At 65.1% G+C, this 19,397-nt stretch carries 21 protein-coding genes and 1 pseudogene; 3 read left to right on the forward strand and 19 right to left on the reverse strand.

Annotated elements, in window-relative coordinates; translation table 11 throughout:
- The 13 genes from ACVW17_RS06390 to ACVW17_RS06450 all read right to left on the reverse strand — a co-directional run bounded on the left by ACVW17_RS06390 (position 1) and on the right by ACVW17_RS06450 (position 14,223).
- The gene (locus tag ACVW17_RS06390; RefSeq protein WP_456796923.1) at positions 1-252 is read right to left on the reverse strand and encodes a helix-turn-helix transcriptional regulator; all 252 of its coding nucleotides are present in this window, start codon (positions 250-252) and stop codon (positions 1-3) included.
- Between the two features lie 149 nt (positions 253-401).
- The gene (locus tag ACVW17_RS06395) at positions 402-950 is read right to left on the reverse strand and encodes a DUF2285 domain-containing protein (protein ID WP_456796924.1); all 549 of its coding nucleotides are present in this window, start codon (positions 948-950) and stop codon (positions 402-404) included.
- A gap of 28 nt (positions 951-978) precedes the next feature.
- Complete coding sequence (locus tag ACVW17_RS06400; RefSeq protein WP_456796925.1) at positions 979-1,188, reverse strand: transcriptional regulator domain-containing protein; 210 nt, start codon at positions 1,186-1,188, stop codon at positions 979-981.
- 122 nt (positions 1,189-1,310) lie between these two features.
- Positions 1,311-1,574 carry a DUF2285 domain-containing protein gene (locus ACVW17_RS06405; protein WP_456796926.1) on the reverse strand — a complete coding sequence of 88 codons (264 nt, stop codon included), beginning with the start codon at positions 1,572-1,574 and terminating at the stop codon, positions 1,311-1,313.
- A gap of 167 nt (positions 1,575-1,741) precedes the next feature.
- The gene (locus tag ACVW17_RS06410) at positions 1,742-1,954 is read right to left on the reverse strand and encodes a helix-turn-helix domain-containing protein (protein ID WP_456796927.1); all 213 of its coding nucleotides are present in this window, start codon (positions 1,952-1,954) and stop codon (positions 1,742-1,744) included.
- Positions 1,955-2,170: 216 nt separating this feature from the next.
- Complete coding sequence (locus tag ACVW17_RS06415; RefSeq protein WP_456796928.1) at positions 2,171-2,500, reverse strand: DUF736 domain-containing protein; 330 nt, start codon at positions 2,498-2,500, stop codon at positions 2,171-2,173.
- A gap of 566 nt (positions 2,501-3,066) precedes the next feature.
- A complete protein-coding gene (locus ACVW17_RS06420) occupies positions 3,067-3,507 on the reverse strand; it encodes a hypothetical protein (RefSeq protein ID WP_456796929.1) in 441 nt (146 codons plus the stop codon).
- Between the two features lie 144 nt (positions 3,508-3,651).
- On the reverse strand, positions 3,652-4,581 hold the full coding sequence (locus ACVW17_RS06425) for a DUF2493 domain-containing protein (RefSeq protein WP_456796930.1): 930 nt from the start codon (positions 4,579-4,581) through the stop codon (positions 3,652-3,654).
- Positions 4,582-4,908: 327 nt separating this feature from the next.
- Positions 4,909-5,964: a DUF7146 domain-containing protein gene (locus ACVW17_RS06430; protein ID WP_456796931.1), complete on the reverse strand. Its 1,056-nt coding sequence runs from the start codon at positions 5,962-5,964 to the stop codon at positions 4,909-4,911.
- A complete protein-coding gene (locus tag ACVW17_RS06435; protein ID WP_456796932.1) occupies positions 5,964-10,292 on the reverse strand; it encodes a strawberry notch-like NTP hydrolase domain-containing protein in 4,329 nt (1,442 codons plus the stop codon). The genes ACVW17_RS06430 and ACVW17_RS06435 overlap by 1 nt, the downstream gene beginning before the upstream one ends.
- Before the next feature lie 172 nt (positions 10,293-10,464).
- On the reverse strand, positions 10,465-10,884 hold the full coding sequence (locus ACVW17_RS06440; RefSeq protein WP_456796933.1) for a hypothetical protein: 420 nt from the start codon (positions 10,882-10,884) through the stop codon (positions 10,465-10,467).
- A 98-nt stretch (positions 10,885-10,982) separates the two neighbouring features.
- Entirely contained in the window at positions 10,983-13,115 is a 2,133-nt protein-coding gene (locus ACVW17_RS06445; RefSeq protein WP_456796934.1) for a ParB/RepB/Spo0J family partition protein, read from the reverse strand.
- A gap of 172 nt (positions 13,116-13,287) precedes the next feature.
- Positions 13,288-14,223, reverse strand: a complete 936-nt coding sequence (locus ACVW17_RS06450) for an ArdC family protein (RefSeq protein WP_456796935.1) — start codon at positions 14,221-14,223, stop codon at positions 13,288-13,290.
- Positions 14,224-14,527: 304 nt separating this feature from the next.
- Between ACVW17_RS06450 and ACVW17_RS06455 the strand changes: the two genes are divergently transcribed.
- Positions 14,528-15,157, forward strand: a complete 630-nt coding sequence (locus tag ACVW17_RS06455) for a hypothetical protein (protein ID WP_456796936.1) — start codon at positions 14,528-14,530, stop codon at positions 15,155-15,157.
- A gap of 34 nt (positions 15,158-15,191) precedes the next feature.
- Here ACVW17_RS06455 and ACVW17_RS06460 read toward each other — a convergent pair whose 3' ends face one another.
- Positions 15,192-15,701, reverse strand: coding sequence for an SOS response-associated peptidase family protein (locus ACVW17_RS06460; protein WP_456798933.1), 510 nt, complete (start codon positions 15,699-15,701; stop codon positions 15,192-15,194).
- Positions 15,702-15,762: 61 nt separating this feature from the next.
- Here ACVW17_RS06460 and ACVW17_RS06465 point away from each other — a divergent pair, with 61 nt between their 5' ends.
- Positions 15,763-16,353 carry an SOS response-associated peptidase family protein gene (locus tag ACVW17_RS06465; protein WP_456796937.1) on the forward strand — a complete coding sequence of 197 codons (591 nt, stop codon included), beginning with the start codon at positions 15,763-15,765 and terminating at the stop codon, positions 16,351-16,353.
- Between the two features lies 1 nt (position 16,354).
- Here the strand turns inward: ACVW17_RS06465 and ACVW17_RS06470 are convergent, their stop codons facing one another.
- Together ACVW17_RS06470 and ACVW17_RS06475 are read right to left on the reverse strand one after the other, a co-directional pair.
- A complete protein-coding gene (locus tag ACVW17_RS06470; RefSeq protein WP_456796938.1) occupies positions 16,355-16,837 on the reverse strand; it encodes a MarR family winged helix-turn-helix transcriptional regulator in 483 nt (160 codons plus the stop codon).
- Between the two features lie 10 nt (positions 16,838-16,847).
- Positions 16,848-17,468 (reverse strand): hypothetical protein, encoded by a 621-nt coding sequence (locus ACVW17_RS06475; protein ID WP_456796939.1) that lies wholly within the window; start codon positions 17,466-17,468, stop codon positions 16,848-16,850.
- 219 nt (positions 17,469-17,687) lie between these two features.
- Here ACVW17_RS06475 and ACVW17_RS06480 point away from each other — a divergent pair, with 219 nt between their 5' ends.
- Complete coding sequence (locus ACVW17_RS06480; protein ID WP_456796940.1) at positions 17,688-17,930, forward strand: helix-turn-helix domain-containing protein; 243 nt, start codon at positions 17,688-17,690, stop codon at positions 17,928-17,930.
- 188 nt (positions 17,931-18,118) lie between these two features.
- Here the strand turns inward: ACVW17_RS06480 and ACVW17_RS06485 are convergent, their stop codons facing one another.
- The 3 genes and pseudogenes from ACVW17_RS06485 to ACVW17_RS06495 form a co-directional block, all read right to left on the reverse strand.
- A complete protein-coding gene (locus ACVW17_RS06485) occupies positions 18,119-18,457 on the reverse strand; it encodes an ATP dependent DNA ligase (protein WP_456798934.1) in 339 nt (112 codons plus the stop codon).
- A 76-nt stretch (positions 18,458-18,533) separates the two neighbouring features.
- Positions 18,534-19,127, reverse strand: a pseudogene (locus ACVW17_RS06490) (ATP-dependent DNA ligase); the annotation flags it as partial.
- The gene (locus ACVW17_RS06495; protein ID WP_456796941.1) at positions 19,128-19,337 is read right to left on the reverse strand and encodes a hypothetical protein; all 210 of its coding nucleotides are present in this window, start codon (positions 19,335-19,337) and stop codon (positions 19,128-19,130) included.
- Positions 19,338-19,397: the final 60 nt, after the last annotated feature.

Below are 19,397 nucleotides of genomic sequence, written 5' to 3' on the forward strand. Positions count from 1 at the left end.
TCAGCGCTGACCGTGCCCGGCTGCGCGGGCTTGGGCGTAGCGAGGATCGGACGTCGAGGTGCACGCCGCGCGGTCAGCCCACGCTTCGAGATCGTCAACCGCATAGACGACCCGGCCGCCGAGTTTGCGAAACGTGGGCCCGCTGCCGTGGCAGCGATACTTCTCCAGGGTGCGCGCTGAGATGCCGAGCATCCGCGCCGCCTCATGGGTGCGCACGTAGCGCGTGGCGGTCTGCGCGGTCCTGTCGGGCATGAGTAACCTCCGTGTTGCCTCGAAGCGCCGCAGCCAAGTCGCGGCATGTCGGGGTCACGGTGGCGGAGAGTTCAGGCGTTGGGGGTGGACGAAGATTTTGTGGAGGCGTTGTCCCCCTGGCGGAGCAGAATAAGGGGGAACGGCGTCGGTCAGCGACCGCGCAGGAGCTTCAGATAGTCGCGTTCGACAAGGGCCAGGGCGTCGTGGATGAGCCGGTTCGCAGCGCGCCGCGCGTGCGAATCCTTCCATTCGATCGCGGGAAGCTGGGCTTGTTTGGAATCCAACACTTCGAAAGCCACGTCACGCGGGCCGCCGCCGGCATCGCGGATGTCGAAGGTGTGGAGGAGCCGCACCAGGCGGGTCTTCTGCATGGCGGTCAGTCGGAGTGCTGACGGCAACAGCTTCGCGCGCTTCCCACGCATGCGCTGCACGAAGCGCAGCGCGACCTCGAGGCGAAGTTCGAACATGGAGTCGACCGGCAACAGCACGGCGGGACGTTCGACGCTTTGCGGAGTTCGCAGGCGAATGTGGAGTTCGTCTTGGCCGTCGAGGATCACGACTTCGCGTTCTGTGCCGTCAGCGATGTCGGCCGCGACCGGGCCGAGGCGCGTTGGATCTATCGCGACCGCATCTTGAAATCCGGGTGGCGCCGGGTCGAGAAGCAGCGTGGCAGGCGAGACGTCCGGAAGCCAGAGCACTGCGCCCGGAACGACGGGCAGGCTGGGATCATGAGCGAAATTGCAACCTCCAGCGTCGCGCGAGCGCGGCCCAGGCGGGCTCCTGCTCGAGGAGCTGGCGCGCGATCAGGCGTTCGGTTTGCAGATAGTCGCGACGGTAGTCCGGGTTACGGCGTAGAAACTCGACGGCGAAGCCGGGCCGTTCGAGGCGCTTGAGGCGTTCGATCGTCTCCGGCGAGCGCCAATCCTCGGTAGGCATGGCGTTTTCCTTCTCGTTCTCGCCCTTTCGGGCGGCGTAGACGATCGGGAATCTTGGCCGCGGCGATAGACCCTATGGTTGCATCGCGCGAGACGACAGGTTGTGCGGTAGCCAGGCGCAACTTATTGCGTGCGCCGCTCTAAGAGGTGCTGATATCCCTCCGTGGTCATCCAGCGTGCGCGCGCCAAGTGACTGTCATGTACCGCTTTGGCACGGTCAGGATCCGTCGCCGGATTGAGCCCGAAGATCACATGAACAACCTCGCGCCAATCCGCGCCCTCCTCGTCGGCCATCAGCAGTCGCACGTAGACCGCCAAATGCCTTTCGTCATAGGTGTTGACGCGGTCCGTGAGTGGCGGACAGTCTTGGAACGACGCCTCGCTCATTGCGATCTTCCCCCGTAGATCGATGTATCGCAGTTACAATTCATTTACCGCGAATTCGCGCAAGGTCCCACGGTCCGAAGAAGGTGATCCGTGATGCGCCACGTGCATCACGTGACACGGAAAATCGGCAGGGTTGCGGCCGCGGGTGTCTGGGAGCTACGCGATCGCTATGACTGCCGCTGGAAGAATTCCGCGGGGTCCGCGTCCAGCACCTCGGCAAGCTTCTCGAGCATATCGACTGTGGCGGCGTGCTCCTCGCGTTCGAGCATGCCGACATAATTGCGATTGATGCCCGCACGATCGGCAAGCTCCTCCTGAGACAGGCTGCGCGCGTGTCTCAATCTTCGCAGATTAACGGCGACGATCTCCCGCAAGCTCATGCGGTGAGATCGCCAGTCCACCTAATATATTGCCACCTAGTATATTAGTGAATCGCTGTGCCGCAAGGGGTGGACCGGCGCGCTCCCCGGTCCGGCCGGGCTGATCGACGTCGTGTCGGCAGTGAGAAACGGGGGGCTGTGCTGGAAGCATGTCCGTTCATTGCGCTTTTGAAAAAGACCCCGCCCGGACCGGCCGGGCGGGGTATTCGGAGCGGGTCAATCCGCGCTGCGGCGGCCGTTGGGGCGCGACCAGATCAGGCTGTAGCCTTCGCCTTCTTCGTCGTCGAAGAGGTTGGCAAAGATTGGAGCGGTGAAGCTCGGATCGTCCAGCTTCAGACCCAGATAGTCGCGGCCCTCGTTGGAGCGCTTCGACCATGCGGCGCCGATCTCGACGCGGCCCACATAGACTCGGTGGCTGGGGGCATTGTCGCCGGAGCGGCTGGTCTCGGGGACGATGCGGACGTTCTTGGCTTGAAGCGAGAGGGTGATGATTTCGCCGGTGAACTCGTTCGAGGCGGTCTTCTTGAAGGTGCCGATGGTGGCCATGGTAGGTCTCCTTGATCCTGGTTTCGAGCCCGCACCATTGCGGCCTCGATGGTGATCGCAGGGTCGGAGGCGACCGACGGCGCACCCCGAAGGGGCTCGACAGCTAAGGAGGGCTTTCTTGTCGCGCGAGGAATGACGGCAAAGCCGGCAGGGGAAGAAAGTTCGACGCGGCTGTTGCGCCATAGGCGGTCGAGGCTTTAGCCGGCCTTCGGCCAGATCAATCCATCGAAGAGGCCGCTTCGGTGCGCTCGATTTGGCCAGGGTGCATCAATGGAGAACGTCATGGGGAGCTAGGCCTTCGCGATCGACGTACGGGGCGCTGGGAAATCTGGTCCACCGCAGGCGCTAGAACGGAGATGGCGTCCTCAAGACCTGCTCAAGATCATCAGCACCAAAGCCTTTCGTGTCGGCTCGTGCTCAAGGGTTTGCGGCAGGTGTCGTTCGGACGAACCAACAAGCGGGCCTGGTTGAGGGATGGGTGGACCGCGCATTCGTCTGCCTCGGCCTCGAGACGAGGCGCGGGGAAACCTAGGGAGAGTTGGTCACGCCCCACTTCGCCTCAGCGATCAGCCCCGCACCAAGCCCTGCCCGGCCGATCCGGGAGCGGCAATGCCTGTAAAGCGCACGAAGGCCGTCGCGCCGACAGCAATCGCGCCGATGACGGAGAAGATGGTCTGCCAGGTCGGCGACGGCATCGCCATCTGAGCGATGCCGTGCGTGGCGCTATATCCTGCGGCGACGGCAGGCGCGACGAAGGCCATGATGATGAGCAGCCGCAGCCAGGTCCAGCGGACGTGGCCAAGGACGAATTGGCCAACCCCGAATGTCGCGCCGCCTACGGCGACGCCCGCCAGCACACCGCCGAGCACGCCGGCGCCGGTGTGATATGACCAGATACCGACGCTCAGGGCGACGAATAGCGGCAGCGCGAAGACAGCGAGCGTGAACAGTAGCCAACAGCAAAAGCCGATGGCCAGGAGGACGAGTAGCGGTCCGAGAACGATCATGGCGATGGGCTCCGAGAGATAAAGGTCTACCGGCTTGCGCCTTCCACCACCGCCACGGCGCGGTCGCGAGCATAGCTGAATCCGGTGTCGGCCGGGAGCGGTATTTCGAGCGGTAAACTGAGGGACCCATGATGTTGGCGGCGCTTACGCGCCGCCGAACCGCCACACTGGGATGCCGAGCTTCTTCGCCTTGTCGGCGAGATTGTCCTGGATGCCGGTGCCTGGGAAGTGCAGGACGCCGATCGGCAGAGTCTCCACGATCGCGTCGTTGCGCTTGAACGGCGCCGCCTTGGCGTGCTTCGTCCAGTCGGGCTTGAACGCGACCTGCGGCACCTTGCGGCTGTCGGCCCATTTAGCGGCGATCAGTTCCGTGCCCTTTGGCGACCCGCCGTGCAGCAGCACCATGTCCGGATGCTTCGTGTGCACTTGGTCGAGTTTGGCCCAGATCAGACGGTGATCGTTGAAATCCAGTCCACCCGTCAGGGCCACCCGGGGACCGGCAGGGAGCAGCACCTGGTTGTCCGCGCGCTTCTTGGCGGCGAGGAAATCCCGGCTGTCGATCATTGCCGAGGTAAGGTTGCGGTGGTTCACCTTCGATCCATTGCGCGGCTTCCAGGTGGCGTGCGTGTGGCGTTCGAACTGGTCGGCGGCCTGGTCGCGCATCAGTTCGAAGGCGTCGCGCCGTTCAAGCAGGGTCTGGCCTTCTGAGGTCAGTCGCTCGAGCTCGACCGATTTGACCTCGCTGCCATCCTGTTCACGCTGCGCACGCTGCTGGGCCAGTTCGTTGTCGTCGAGCTCGCGTTCGATCCGCTCGATCGCGCGATGGAAGACATTTACCGTGGACCAGAGGAGGTCCTTGAGGTCGGGCTCAAGTCGCGTGTCCGAGAGCGCGGCCGCGAGAGCGTCGAAGATGTCGTTGATGCTGCCCGCGAGGATGCTGGCTTCGGGAAGCGGCCGGGGATCGGGTTCGTCGTGGAATGGGCGGTAACCATAGAGCTGAAGTTCATGGAGGACCTGGGCGGTTGGGGATGCGCTGTGGTGCGGTTCGAAATCGTCGTCATGATCGGTGGTCATCGCGGCTTTCCTTGTCGGATCGGCCGCGCCCATCGCGGCCTTCATGGCGACGAAGGCGGCGGGCGGGCCGGACCTGCACCCGAAGCGTGAGCGCAGGGCTGAAGCGTGAGCGAAGGACCGCAGGGGGCCGGCTATTTTGGTTCGCGATGTAAAGGCGGGCGCGCCCCGCCGACGGAAAATAGTCGGCCCCCAAGGTTGCCGGTCCGGGCCGTTTGCCGCCCGATCGCCCTCTCGGAAGGCCGTGGGTGCGGTCCTCTTCGACGCGCAGGAGAGACAGAGCCACGATCCCTGACTGTCTCGCCGCCGCGCCGGTCGTCGCTTGCCGCGCTATGCCGCCAGCTCCACGAAACGGGCGACATCCCCTGCCGCGATCTGCACCCGGCTTGCGGCCCGAAGCGCCTCGATCCCGAGCAGCCGGAGATCTTCGTTGAAGTCGCCAAGGCGTGGCGAGATCACGATGGGCTCGATCCCCGCGGCCTGCGCACGCTCGATCAATGTCGTCATCGCGCCGTCACCGGCGGAATCGTTGTCGCGCGCGATGTAGAGCCGTCGCAGCGTATCGGGAAGCAGGAGGGCAGAGAGATGCGCGGCTGAAAGCGCCGCGACCATCGGCAGAGCGGGAAGAACGCTTCTCAGCGAGAGCATCGTTTCAATGCCCTCGCCGGCCGCCATGACCTCGCCTGCCACGCCAAATCGGACGGCGTGCCCAAGAAGGTCGCCCATCGCCCGTCGCGGTGTTTCGATTGGCGCCTTGCCGAGCGTCGCTTGGCTGAAGCCTTCGGGATCGAGCCAGGTGCGATGCGCGCCGGTTAGATGGCCCGCAAGGTCAGTGACGGAAGCGATCATCGCCGGCCATGTCTCCGTCGGGCTGCGATCGTCCGGCCGGTAATAGCAGCGCGGATGGAAGCGGAGGCTTGCCGTTCCGTGCAGAACCGTGATGCCGCGATTGCGGAGGTACGTTTCTACGAGAGTACGCGAAATCGGCTGGGACATCGCGAACAGCCGCCGAGCCGATTCCGGCGATCCGGTCGGAGCGCTCACCCTGCGCGCTCGCACCCGATGCGTCTCGGGTTCGGGATGCGGGAGACTGAGGAATGTGCGGGCCTCGTCGGCGACGTCCTTGAAGTCGACCAGGCCGCAACTTTCGCGGATCACGTCGAGCAGGTCGCCATGCTCGCCGGTTGCCGCGTCGGTCCATTTGCCAGCGGGCCCTTTCATCGACTCCTTCAGCCGCACGAACATTGAGCGGCCCGGCGCGTTGCGGACGTCGCCGACGAGCCAATAGCCACCCTCCGGCCGTCCGGCGGAGAGGTAGTGGCGGCACACCGCCTCGGCGTCACGCGCGAGGCGGTGGGCGAGTTCGGACGCGTCGTGCCGGGCCATCACGCCGCTTCCCGCTCGCCGATGCGCTGGACCGGGAAGTGGTCGAGCACCTTGTTCAGCACCGCGGCGCCGGTCGCATCGGTCGGCACGAACATGCGCAGCTTCCAGGAGATGATCTCGCTGAAAAGCCCGTAGGCCCGCAGGCGCTCGCGCATCGTGTCGGCGAAGCCCGACAGCTCGATGCGGTGAGCGCCCATGACGCGCACCCGGTGGAGCTGCATTCCCTCGGCGAGATCGAGGACCGTGCGGCCCTCAATCAAGGCGGCTAAAGCCGCGTCCGCGGGGATGGCGGCGGTTCCCGCCGACGATGCGTTCGCCGCCCAGGCCGAAGAGACCTTGCGGCCGATGATACGCTCGCCCGTGTCGGTCTGGAGCCGATAGACCCGCGTCGACTCGTTCGGCAGGCGCTTCCAGATGGGCAGTAGCAAGCCGGCGACGATATGGATCGTGCTGTCGGCGAACTCGGGAACCTCAGACACTTCGCGCGCCCATTTCGCGGCGAACGCCTCGTGATCCGCAGTCTGCCAATGGCTCTCATCCATCATCTTGAGCGAGGCGTGATGATGCTCCATCGGCCGGAGCAGCCGGACGCGGCGTTCGATCTCGCCGTCGTCGAGCATAAGGCTCGGCGCCGGGACCTGCACCGCGGCGCGGCCTGAGCGCTCGTTGATCAGCAGCCTGGCGCGAGGATCGGCAAGATGGTCGAGCGCCTCGCTGAGCGTCACCGGACGGTTGCGCCGGCGCTCGGTGAGGGTCAGCAGCCGGGTTTCGGCGCCGGTCACCGGATGGGTGTAGATCGCTCTCCGAGCGGTGACGACGAAGCTTTCGGCTCGAAGCGTCTCCAGGCCGACATCATAGATTCCGCTGGCGATGGCGCCCTCGACCTTGGCGTTCAACAGTTGCTCGAACGCCGTGAACAGCACGCCCTGAAGATCGATGGTGAGCGCCAGCAGGCGGTTGAGGAAGGTGGTGATCGGCGGCAGCTCGTCCTTAATGCCATTGGCGTCCATGAGCTTCAGACCCGTGGCGTCCTCGAACATCTGGAGCGAGCAGCCCTCGATCCTTCCGCGCACCAGGAGCAGGTAAAGCTGGCGCAGCGCGTCGCGCGCGTAGTGCGATTCCAGATTGTCTTCGGGTCTGAAGAGACCCTGTCCGCCGGTCTGGCGCTGACCACGGGTGATGGCGCCGAGCGTGTCCAGTCGCCGGGCGATGGTGGAGAGGAAGCGCTTCTCGGCCTTTACGTCGGTGGCGATCGGCCGGAAGAGAGGCGGCTGCGCCTGGTTGGTGCGATTCGTCCGGCCGAGCCCCTGAATCGCGGCGTCCGCCTTCCACCCGGGTTCAAGCAGATAGTGGACGCGCAAGCGGCGGTTCCGCGCCGACAGTTCGGCATGGTAGCTGCGACCCGTCCCGCCCGCTTCCGAGAAAACGAGAATGCGCTTCAGGTCGTCCATGAATGCGGCAGCCTCGGCGAGGTTGGCGGACGCGGCGCGGTTTTCGACGACAAGGCGGTCGCCCTTGCGGACCACGCGACGCGTGCGACCGGTTACTTCCGCCACGAGATCCGTGCCGAAGCGCTGGACAATCTGGTCGAGCGCGCCGGGAACCGGCGGCAGCGACGCGAGCCGCTCGATCAGTTCGTCGCGACTCGCAACAGCCTCGCGGCTCTCGACCGGCTGGCCGTCGCGGAAGACGGGACGGGACGAGAGATTGCCCTCGCCGTCCGTGAACGGCTCGTAGAGCTGCACCGGAAAGGATCGAGCCAGATAGTCGAGGACGTATTCGCGCGGCGTGATGTCCACGCGCACGTCGTTCCATTCCTCCGTGGGAATCTCCGCTAGGCGGCGCTCCATCAAGGCTTCGCCGGTCGAGACGATCTGAACGACGGCGGCATGGCCGTCGGCCAGGTCCTGATCGATCGAACGGATCAGCGTCGGCGTCTTCATGCTGGTGAGCAGATGGCCGAAGAAGCGCTGCTTGGCGCTTTCGAAGGCGGAGCGCGCCGCGGACTTGGCCTGGCGGTTCAGCGTGCCGGTGTCGCCGGTGATGTTGGCGGCGTGCATCGCCGCGTCGAGATGATTGTGGATGATGGAGAACGCGCCGGCATAAGCGTCATAGATGCGCCGCTGCTCGTCGGTGAGCGCATGCTCGACGAGCTCGTATTCGACGCCGTCGTAGGAGAGCGAGCGCGCCGTGTAGAGCCCAAGCGAGCGCAGGTCGCGGGCGAGCACCTCCATCGCCGCGACGCCACCCTCCTCGATCGCCTCGACGAACTCGGCGCGGGTGGCGAAGGGAAAATCCTCGCCGCCCCAAAGGCCGAGCCGCTGGGCGTAGGCGAGATTGTGAACGGTGGTCGCCCCGGTCGCGGAGACATAGACAACCCGCGCGTTCGGCAATGCATGCTGAAGGCGCAAGCCCGCACGCCCCTGCTGCGAAGGTGCGACATCGCCACGTTCGCCTTTGCCGCCGCCAGCGTTCTGCATCGCGTGGGACTCGTCGAAAATGATCACCCCGTCGAAATCGGAGCCCAACCATTCGACGATCTGCCGGACGCGGGAAAGCTTTTCGCCGCGGTCGTCGGACCGCAGCGTAGCGTAGGTTAAAAATAGGACGCCTTCGGAGAGCAGGATCGGCTTGCCCTGGGCGAAGCGCGATAGCGGCGTGACCAGGAGGCGCTCCATGCCGAGCGCCGACCAGTCGCGCTGGGCATCCTCGAGGAGCTTGTCGGATTTCGAAATCCAGACCGCCTTGCGCCGGCCCTTCAGCCAATTGTCCAGAATGATGCCGGCCGACTGGCGGCCCTTGCCAGCGCCGGTGCCGTCCCCGAGCATGAAGCCGCGGCGGAAGCGAACGGCGCGCTCCGCATCGTCGCGCGCGGCGGTGACCAGGTCGAAAGTCTCGTCGACCGTCCAGGCTCCCGCGAGGTAATCGCTGTGCGCCTCACCTGCATAGATGATGGTTTCGAGCTGGGCGTCGGAGAGGATGCCGTCTCGAATGAGGTTGGCGGGCAGGCGCGGGCGATAGCTCGGTTTGGGCGGAGCGACCGAGGCCATGGCGGCGGACTGCACCAGCTTTGTCGGGTGGGTTTGCGCATGCGCAATGCGGATCGACTGAAGCCGGTACGCCTCATAGATGGCGTCGCTGATCCCCGCGCCTTCAGCCGGCGCCCAGTCGACCGTCTCATAGTCAAGATCGACGGCCTCGGGGTCTAGAACGGACGTCTTGGCCGGCTGCGCCGTGGCGCGGCGGGCGAGATAGGTCCGCACGGTCCGCGGTGCTGCGGCGATAGGGATGGCGGCGCTGGAGGCGATCGGCAAACGCGCGGGCAGATGGTCGGCGAGCCAACCGAGCAGCGTCGCCACGTCTGGCGCGACGCCACGCGATTGCGGCAGCGCTTTGGGATCCTCGGCGGCCGCCTTGTCGATGACGATCAGGCGCGTGTCGATAGTCGTGCCATGCTTGGCGTAGACGGCGCCGTCGATCGCCGCGGTGAACTGTATGCGGCCGCGCTCCTGCAGGCGGACGAAGGCGTCACGCCACTGCGGCATCTCGGGTGCGAAGTTCGCTCCGGTGATCGCCACCAGGCGTCCGCCGTCCACCAGGCGTGCGAGTGCGGAGGCGATGTGGCGGTAGGCTGTGTCGGCCATGCGGCTGCTGACGTTGGCCATCGCGGAGAACGGGGGGTTCATGACAACGACCGTTGGGACCACGGCCGGGTGAAGGTGATCGTGGATGTGGGCCGCGTCGAAACGCGTCACCTCGACGCTAGGAAAAAGCGCCGATAGCAGCGCGGCGCGGCTCTCGGCCAGTTCGTTCAGGACGAGCGCGCCGCCTGTGATTTCCGCGAGGATGGCCAGCAGTCCGGTGCCAGCGGAAGGCTCCAGCACACGATCGGCGGCCGTGATCCCGGCCGCTGCGACGGCCGCCAGACCGAGCGGGGTCGGCGTGGAGAATTGCTGGAGCATCTCACTCTCGGTCGAGCGACGCGTGTGTGTCGGGAGAAGACCGGCGATCTTGATCAAGCCGGAGAGCCGCGAAGCCGGAGAGCCGGCTTTGCGGAAGAGCGCCTTTCCGTATTTGCGCAGGAAGAGGACGGTCGCGACCTCACCTGCGTCATAGGCGGCCTTCCAATCCCAGGCGCCGGAAGTGTCGGAAGCGCCGAACGCGGATTCCATGGCGACACGTAGCGTCGCGGCATCGATCCGCTGGCCTTGCTCGAGATGGGCGAGGAGCTGCTCGGCGGCGGTGAGTATCGCACCGGCAGCGCCATCGCGAACAACAGGCGGGCGCGGCGCGGCCTGCTCGGCGGCGGTCGAAGAAATGTCGGACATGAAGGGAGCCTCGGGAGAGCGGGGAGAAAGGAGCCGACGGCGCTCTCTCTGGGACCGCACCGGCTCAAACCTTCCCGGCCGACCTCTCCCTCTCAGCTCAGGTCCAGGAAAAAAGGCGCCCCACGGTCAGGTGAGGCGCCGAAGCTGCAACGCACGTGGCAAGAGGCAGGCCTCAACGCTGGGGCTGGCCTGCAGCGTCAGGATCGGGCTTGCCGGCCAGGATCGCCTCGCCCTTGGCGATCGCGCCAGCGAGACGCTCACGCCAGAACGCGTCGTCGGTCGCCTGCGCGTCGGGCCCGTGTGCGAAGAGCTTGAGCAGGCCGAGCAGCACCTCGAAATGGCCTGCCTTGCGCTGGATCTGTTCATCGAACTGCGAAGGAATGGTGAGCGCGCGGCCGCGGTAGGCCGCGTCGCGTCCTGCCCACGCGCCAGTCACGTAAGTGTCGCCGGCCGTCTCATGGTCTTCCCGCTGCCCGTCCCAATCGTCGTCCTCGACGGCGAGGCGGCAGGCATCAGCAAGCGTGTCCGCTTCGTAAGTGCGCTGTCGGTAGACCGGCAGGCGGTAAGTGGTTTCAATCGTAAATGCGGGCATGCCGCCCTCCTGAAAAGCGCGGAGCCCGGCGAAGGCGCCGGGCTCCTGAGGTGGTGACCTGCGATTGGGCGGGACGGCCGAAGCTGCCCCGCCTGCAATCATTCGGCCGCGATCATGTGCGACGCGTCCGCGTCGTCGTCGGCCACTTCCTCCTCCTCCTCGCAGCTGAGGAATTCGGGCAGCGCATCATCCTCGCTCGCGGATTCGACGACCTCGTCCGAGACTGCGATCCGCAGCGGCTCCGGCAGCCAGCCGGACTCGGCCAAGAGCCGTTCCGCTTCCTTGGCCATGTCACCCTTCTTCAAGTGGTCGATGAGTTGGGCCGCGCGCTCGCCGGCGCCTTCCTGCACGGCTTCGAGAATACGCCGCTTGGGCACGCGGCCGAGATAATTCTCGACGGTCGGTCGCCAGCCGGCCTGGACCATGTCGAGATCGACGGCCTGGGCGAGCCGGTCGGCGTCGGCGATGCGCTGCTCGACGGTGTGTGAGGAGACGCCCGCGCCGTAGCGGTCGCCTTTCTCGTAGAGCGCATTGACGCCGAACGAGGCACAATGTGCGAAGAGCGCTGCCTGCTCGTCGCCAGTAAGCGAGGCGAGCCAGTCCCAGAGGTCGGCCTTGTCCTTGGGCAGGCGCTCTTCCCAGGCGGCGTGGCGGGCGTCGATTGCCTTGGCCGAAGCCGTGTCCTTCAGACCCTGCGCCTGCACGGGGAAACTGGCGCTGCGCACGGACACCTCCATCGCCGTTCCGTAAGAGAAATAGCGGGAGAAGACGTCGAGGCAGAACTTGTGCAGCACCGCCTGGAAGGCGACGGAGGGCGTGCTCGCCAGCTTGTCGCGAAGCGCCAGCGTCCGCTCGGCCGTCAGTTCGCTCACCAGCCGATCCGGCAAAGGCTTCAAGTCGTCGTCGTCCTCATCTTCGGGACCGGCCACCTGGCCGCCGATGGTGATAACGGCGCGCTGCACCTCGGGTGCGTCCGCATCGCTCGCACCCAGAACGGTGGTCGCGGCCTCGACCTCTCCACCATCGTTCCGATCGCCGGCCGGCGCTTCGTCCTGCGGCCTGACGTAGCCTCGGTCGACGGAGAGATGGCCTTCGGCATCGATGCTGACGAACACGCCAGCGCGTGCGATGTCGGTCGAATCATAGGTGACCGGCCGATCTTCGAACGCAGCGAGCGCGCGTTCGATCTCGCCGAGGCGCTCATCCACCTCGTCGGGCAGTTCATCTGCGCCGTCATAGTCCGCCTCAAGCTTCGCATATTCAGCGTTGAGCGCGTCGATCGCCGCTTGCTCTTCGCCGGTGAGATCGAGGGCGACGCCATCGAGGGCGCGCAGTCCATGAGCATGACCGTAGGGGAAGTCGATGGCGACCTCGATCCACTTCCAGCCTTCAGCGCCGATCGCTTCGGCTTCGGCCTTCAGCTTCTCGGCGACGAGGCGATCGAGAAGCGCGACGTCCTCGAGCCAGCCGCCGTCGTCGGACTGGAACAGGTCGCGCAGCACCACCCCGCCGGCGGCCTCATAGGCATCGAGCCCCACGAACACGGCCCGCCGGTCCGAGGCGCGGACGGTTTTCTCCGTCAGCATGCGGCGGATCTGATAGGGCTCCTTCTGCCAGGACCCGGAGATCGCCTGCCAGACCTGCTCCTGGCGGGCGTGATCCTGAGTGACGGTGAACGCCATCAGCTGTTCAAGCGACATGCCGTCTTCGGCGTAAATGTCGAGCAAGGCCGAAGAGACGGAAGCAAGACGCAACCTCTGCTTCACGACGTTGACCGAGGTGAAGAACGCCGCGGCGATCTCCTCCTCGGAACGACCCTTCTCGCGAAGCGCCTGGAACGCGCGAAACTGGTCCAGCGGATGCAAGGGCGCGCGCTGGATGTTCTCGGCAAGCGAGTCATCTTCGGCGAGGATCGCGCTGCCGGCGTCGCGTACCACACACGGGATGGGCGCGGTCTTTGCCAGGCGCTTCTGCTTGACCAACAGTTCGAGCGCGCGGTAGCGGCGGCCGCCGGCGGGAATCTCGAACATACCGGTCTCGGCGCCTTGCGCGTCCAGAATCGGCCGTACGCTTAAGCCTTGCAGCAGTGTGCGCCGGCCGATGTCCTCAGCCAATTCTTCGATCGAGACGCCGGCCTTTATGCGGCGGACGTTCGACTGGCTCAGCACCAGCTTGTTGAAAGGGATGTCGCGCGAGGACGACAGGGTGATCTTCTGAACGGCAGTTGCCATCGGACTAGTCTCCATAGCGGGCGGCCGAGAGACTCTCTCTCGACCTCCAACCCGCCACGAAAACCGGCGCAGCCCTCTTCCTCTCGGAGGACCGCGCCGCAGAGCCGACGAACCGGAAAGGCACAGAGACGCAGTCCCGCGCTTCCGGCTTTCCGGCTTTTCAGGATCTCGATCACGCGGCCGCCATCGCGGCGTCGGCGTCAGGCAGGAAACCGAGGAGCCAATCAGCGGCTTTGCTGGCTTGAGACGCAGCGCGCACGATGGCGCGGTTATCCTCCCGCAGCACCTCGAGCCACGAGCCGATGTAGTCGGCGTGACGCACTGTCGGCACGATGCCGAGCGAAGCGCAGCAGAAGGCGGCGTTCATCTCCGCCACCAGCTCCTCGAAAGCGTATTTCTTGGTTCCGAAGGAGCCGGTCAGGTCGCGCCCGATACGAGAGGAATGGCCGCTGGCATGCCCCAGTTCATGCAGCGCCGTGCGGTGCCAGTTGATGGGCTCGAAATAGGCCTGGGGCGGCGGGACCATCACAAAGTCCGGCCCTGGCGCGTAGAAGGCGCGGTTGCCGCCGATGCGGAAGTCGACGCCGCTCGCTTTGATCAGCGCCTCGACTCGAGGTTCGATCAGACCTGGCAGTGGCGGCGGGGCTACTGCTGAGACCTCGTCGGGCAGGTTTTCGCACTGTGCGGCGTTGAACACCGTGAAACGCTTCAGGAAGGGGATTGTAGCTGCATCCTCGCCGGTCTCACGTGCGCGGCGTTTTTCATCGTCGGGTATGAAGCGGTCGGCATAGACGACAGTCGTGCCGCGCTCACCCTTACGCACGTTGCCGCCAAGACCGAGCGCCTGGCGGAATGTGAGCCAGCTCTGAGTCGTAAAACCGTGCTCGATGACCGCGCCCCAGAGGATCAGGACGTTGATCCCTGAATATTGTCGGTCCGTGGCCGCGTTTCGCGGCATCGAGAGCGGCGCCTTTGCCGCGGACGTGCCCCAGGGTTGAACCCATGGCAGCCGGCCGGCTTCCAGCTCGGCGATGATCTTGCTGGTGATATCGTCATAGAGGCTCGCCCGGTCTTGGCCGGGGCGCGCTAAAACGGTCTTTCTAGACATCGCGGATCTCCGCGACGGGCGCCGGAGGCCTCTCCTCCAGTCCTCAACCCGTCACGGCAATCCCGGTCTGCACTCTCACTCTAAGGGGGCGTTGCGGGGTCTCCCCGCAGAAGGGGGTGTGCCGGCGACGGTGGCGCCGGCCAGGGGGAAGGCATTCACCCCCCCGAGCGTCTCAGCGTTGCCGAGCAGTGCTTTCAGGGTCCTAGTGTTGAGCTGCCAGACATTGATCTTCGGGCGCGATCCTGACATTGGCGGCAATCATCGAAACGGATTAGCCTCAGGTGAAGTGGCAGGAGACCGACCGATGCGTTTAGTTCTTTCCTCGGTTCTTTTGCTTTTTGCGGTTGGGCTTGCGAAAGCTGAATCTCCGGGGCTCACCGATATCAGGACGATCCCAATTCACGACGGGATCAACGTCGTTCCAAAATTTGCCTCTGATGGACGCTCCGCCACCATCGTTCGAGCGTGGCGAGACAACGGCAATGCCCACGGCCACTACGTGTATCTCGTCCTCCTTCCTTTGCCCGCCGGCTGTTGCGGGTCCGAAAACAAGAGCGGAGTGGTGGCGCTCGATGGCAACAAGAATGGCCTGGAGGACACCGCAGTCGCATCCCCCTTTGACGGGGAACGTACCCTCGGGACAATACGGTTTGCGCGAGGCAGGCTAGATGGAGTGTCGGCGACGCTCTTGATCCGCGCCGACCTCGGCGAGGCACGCAGTGGTGTGCTGGCCGACCATGCGCCCGCGGAAATCAGAATCTACAAGCTGGAGAGGCCGGGAGTGGCGGCGGGGACAACGCCAGACGTATTCCACCTCGTCAGACGCATCCCTGCCCGGGGATCGTTCTGCAACGCAGACATGGCTCTCTCGACCACGATTGGATTGCCGTTGCCCCCGAACTACTCGGGTGGCAAGGCGCCGACCGGCTGTTGAGCGAACGGTCGTACTCACGAGCGCACCGTCCATACTACATCGCTAGAGCGTGCTGGCGGCTATCGTGCGGCTCGATTTCTCGCACGCGGAAGGAGCCGTGGGGAAGCGGACGCAAAAGAGCCTCCTCAGGCATGGTTGCGTCGAGCCAATCCATTCGCTGCGCGCGAGTCAGCACCGCCATCTGCCGGTCGTGGTAGGGCGCGACGTCATCGTTCGCGGCCACGGTCAGAATGCCATAGGCCTCCGGCCAGTCGAGCTTCGCCGGCCGCCATATGCCCGCGAAGTAGAACCAGTCGCCATCGGCGAGCGAGAAGCTGTAGGTCTGGCCGCGGCTGCGGAAACGGAACTCTGACGCGGGCACGAGGCAGCGGTGAGTCGGAAATCTGCGCCCTTCCGAGCGCACCACCGTGAACGGCCGCGTTTCGCCCTCGCGGCCTTTGAGGCCCCAGGCGAGCTCCACCATCTCCACGCCAACACCCTCGCGCCGTATGATGGCGCGGCGCTGGCCGAGCGGGGCGTCGAGATCGAACGGGGTTGCCCTCATGGCCGTGAACATAATAGGAACGATGGCTTCCCGCAACTGACGCCGCGAGACGGAGACCCTCATGTGCAACGACTATCGGCTGGAGGTGGAGACGTCGAAGATCTTCGAAGACTTCGCGGACCTGAAGATCAAGATCCGTTTCTCCGAGGGCGCGCCCAACATCCAGGCGCGACAGGATATCAAGATCACCGACACCGCGCCGATCGTGCGGACGGTTGAGGGCGAGCCGGGCGCTGGCGATCTCGTGCAGCGGCGCTGGAGCTGGCCCGGACCGAAAGGCAGGCCGGTCTACAATTTTCGCTCCGATGGGCGGGAGTTCACCACGGGCCGCTGCCTGATCATCGCGGACGGCTTTTACGAGTTCACCGATCCCGCCGACAAAAAGAAGAAGCGGAAGGACAAGTGGCTGTTCACCAAGGAGGGCGAGCCTTGGTTTTGCATCGCCGGGATCTGGCGCGCCAGCAAGGATGTCGGTGAAGCTTTCACGATGCTGACGATGGAGCCAGGCCCCGACATCGCGCCCTATCATGATCGGCAGATCGTGATCCTGGATCGCAAGGACTGGGCGGCCTGGCTGGATCCATCCGTCTCCGCGAAATCGCTGATCAAAGCGCTCCCTGCAGGCGCGCTCGACGTCGAGCAGGTCGGGTGAGTTAGGTGCGGGCGCGTCGTTGGCGGGCGGAGAGACTGTCGTTAACGGAGAGATCCGTGACGACCCGCTCCAGGAGTAAGCTCAGTTGGTCGAGCTCGTCAAAAGTGAGCGTGCCGTCCAGCATCCCGTCCAGCTCGTCGAACGCCGGCTTAGTGGCCGCGAGCTGGATTCGCCCGGCCTCGGTCAGTCGGAGCATCGAGGCGCGCGCGTCTTCCTGGCGCCGGCAGCGATCGATGAGGCCGAGAGACAGGAGCCGCGTCACCATGCCGGCGACAGCCGACTCATTCTGGCCGAGCAGTTTCGCGATCTGTTTCTGCATGATCGCCTCGCGTGTGGCGATGATGTGGAGGATGGTGGCCTGGGTGGCGGTCAGATCGCTGACCGCCATCACCTTGCGATCAGCCACTTTGCGGAGACGGTGGGCGGCCAGCTGAAGCATATGGAACAGGCGGCCATGCCGCTTGGAGAGTTCGATCGTATGCAAGGCGTCCTCGCTACGGCTTGACCCCGAGGAAACCAAACACGCTCCTGAAATAGGTCTGCGTCGCTGGCGGGATCGAGATCGTATAATAGGCGCCCCAGAAGGCGGGAAGAATCGCGGCAGCGAGAACAGCCCCGGCGATCGGAATTGTCCTGATCGCGGGCCTCGGCACGTCAGGCCAACGGAACCGTGCGGCGACACCCAAATGCACGAACACCGCCACGATCGCCGCGGCGTAATAAAGCGCAAATCCCCAGCGGATGGGGTCATAGTGGAGCGAGCCCGCTGCCCAATAGAAATTGGTGTCGACGTGGAAGATGCCGCGCGTGGCGAGCGCGGCACCGGCATGGACGAGCAGGAAATAGGCCAAGTAGGCGCCGCTGATCGCCTGTACCTTGCGCAAGCGTGACTGACCCGAGAAGCGGAACCGGCGAAAACCAGTCCAGATCTGCAGCAGGATGGCGAGGATCAGCACGGCCTCGCCGACGGGATTGCGATAGATCCATTGCACGGCGTCGAGTGCGGCGATGTGCGCGTTGGGGCCCCATAGTGCCGTCAGGTGCACCGCGAGATGTGTCACGATGAATAGGCCGAGCACGGCGGCGCCGCCGCGATGGATTTGCCTGACCAACATAACTCATCCCAAATTGAACTTCACGTGTGAAGTATCTGATGATCGAGGCGGGATCAATGCACTGCGGCGGCAAAGTGCGAGCCAACGGATTGCCCGCTCCAACTGCCGACGTTTTGGAGGATGTTGGCCCTTGGAATGCTCGACATTCATCCGGGTTTAGGGGAACGACATATGCGGCAGCCGCCCGACGAACCGAACTGGGTGGATGTCGACGTCTGAATGCGCGTGTGCCTGCGGCGCGAGACGCTTGGCATCAGCCCACAGCGCTTGGGCTCCGCCAGCGGACTGGCCTTCCGTCAAATCCGGCAGTACGAACGCGGCGACCAGCGGATCAGCGCCTCGAGGCTCTTTGACATTTCCCGCACGCTGGAAACGCCGGTCTCCTATTTCTTCGACGGTCTGGGGAATACCGCTACGCCTACGCCCGCCGACGACAGGCCGGGACCGGAGACGGTCGAATGAGGTGGCGCGACGCCTTGTTGCTCGGGCCGGCAGCGCATGTTGGGGTGATGGCCGGCGTGATGGCGTTTGATCCGCCCTTCACTCTGGGTGATCTCGGGCGTGTCGGCTGCGCTGATCGTACTGTATCTCGTGCTCGAATGGGCTGGGCGACGTGGCGGGCGGCTGCTTCGGCGAAGCGAGACGGCATCTCAAGGATGCGGTGCGGCGCGAACCACCTGCCGCGCCGGCTTGTCCTGCCGCTCGCCTTGGTAGGACACCTGCCGCAGCAGATTGTCCTCGGTCCAGGTCAGGTAGGTGACTTCGACAACGAGTTCAGGACTCACCCAATGCACGCGCGACAATTCGAGCGGTGATCCGAAGCGGCTTGCGCGCGGCGGCGGAACGCTGAGCGGCATGCGCGCCGTCTTCAGCGGGGCCAGACGGCCGCCCAGACGTTTGAGCTCCGCAACGGTGATCCCCGTTCCGACCCGGCCGGCGTATCGCAGCCTGCCGTCCTCCGTATAATAGCCGAGAAGCAGCGAACCGATGTGCGGCCGGCTGCCGGTGGGGGTCCGTCCAGCCGACGACTACGAATTCCTCGCGGTAAAGACACTTCGACTTCACCCAGAGACCGCGATCGCCTGGCGCATAGGGCCGGTCGATCCGCTTGGAGACGGCGCCTTCGAGATTGAGCTTGCAGGCATGTTCGCGAAATTGGGGTCCGCTGCCGATAACGTGCCCGCTGAAGCGCAGGCCCGGCATCTCGGATTTGAAGAGACCCTCCAGCCGTTCCTTGCGCTCGAGGAGCGGCAAGCCCGCGGTGCCTTGGCCATTCAGGAAAAGAAGGTCGAATGCGAAGAAGACAAGATCGCCGGTGCGCCCCTCGTCCGTCGCGGCTTGCAGCCGGCTGAAGGACGTCACACCGTCGGGGCGGACCGCGCACAGCTCGCCATCGAGATAGGCGTTCTCAACCTTCAAGGCGCGGAGGGCGACGATGGTCGCCTGATAGCGGTTGCTCCAGTCGAGGCCGGTGCGAGTGAGCAGCCGTATGTCGCTGCCGTCGATGCGGGCGTGCATGCGATAGCCGTCATACTTGATCTCGTGGAGCCATTCGGGACCGTCTGGTGGTTCGTTCACCAGCCGCGTCAGCTGCGGCTCGATCCACGTTGGAGGATGGCCGCCGGTCGACCTGCTCGATTTCTTGGGGCGTCTCGCCATTCAGGTCTTCTCGTTTGCCGCAGGCGTGTCGAGTTGATCGAGCGCTTCCAGCCGGTCGGTCATGCCGAGCAGCTTCGTCGCGGCGGCAGCGATCGCTTCCGCGATCGTGGGATAGGTCTCCGCCGAGCTCATCGTGACGCCGTCCGGAAAGCTCACGGTCGCCTGATAGCCATTGCCCTTGGGCGTAGCCGACAGCTTGATTTCCGTCATGGTGAAGCTCCCGGCAGGTGTGGTGGCGCTCGTCTGACAATAAGCGTTGAGCGGCCAGTT

It is taken from the genome of Bradyrhizobium sp. USDA 4473, assembly GCF_054063335.1.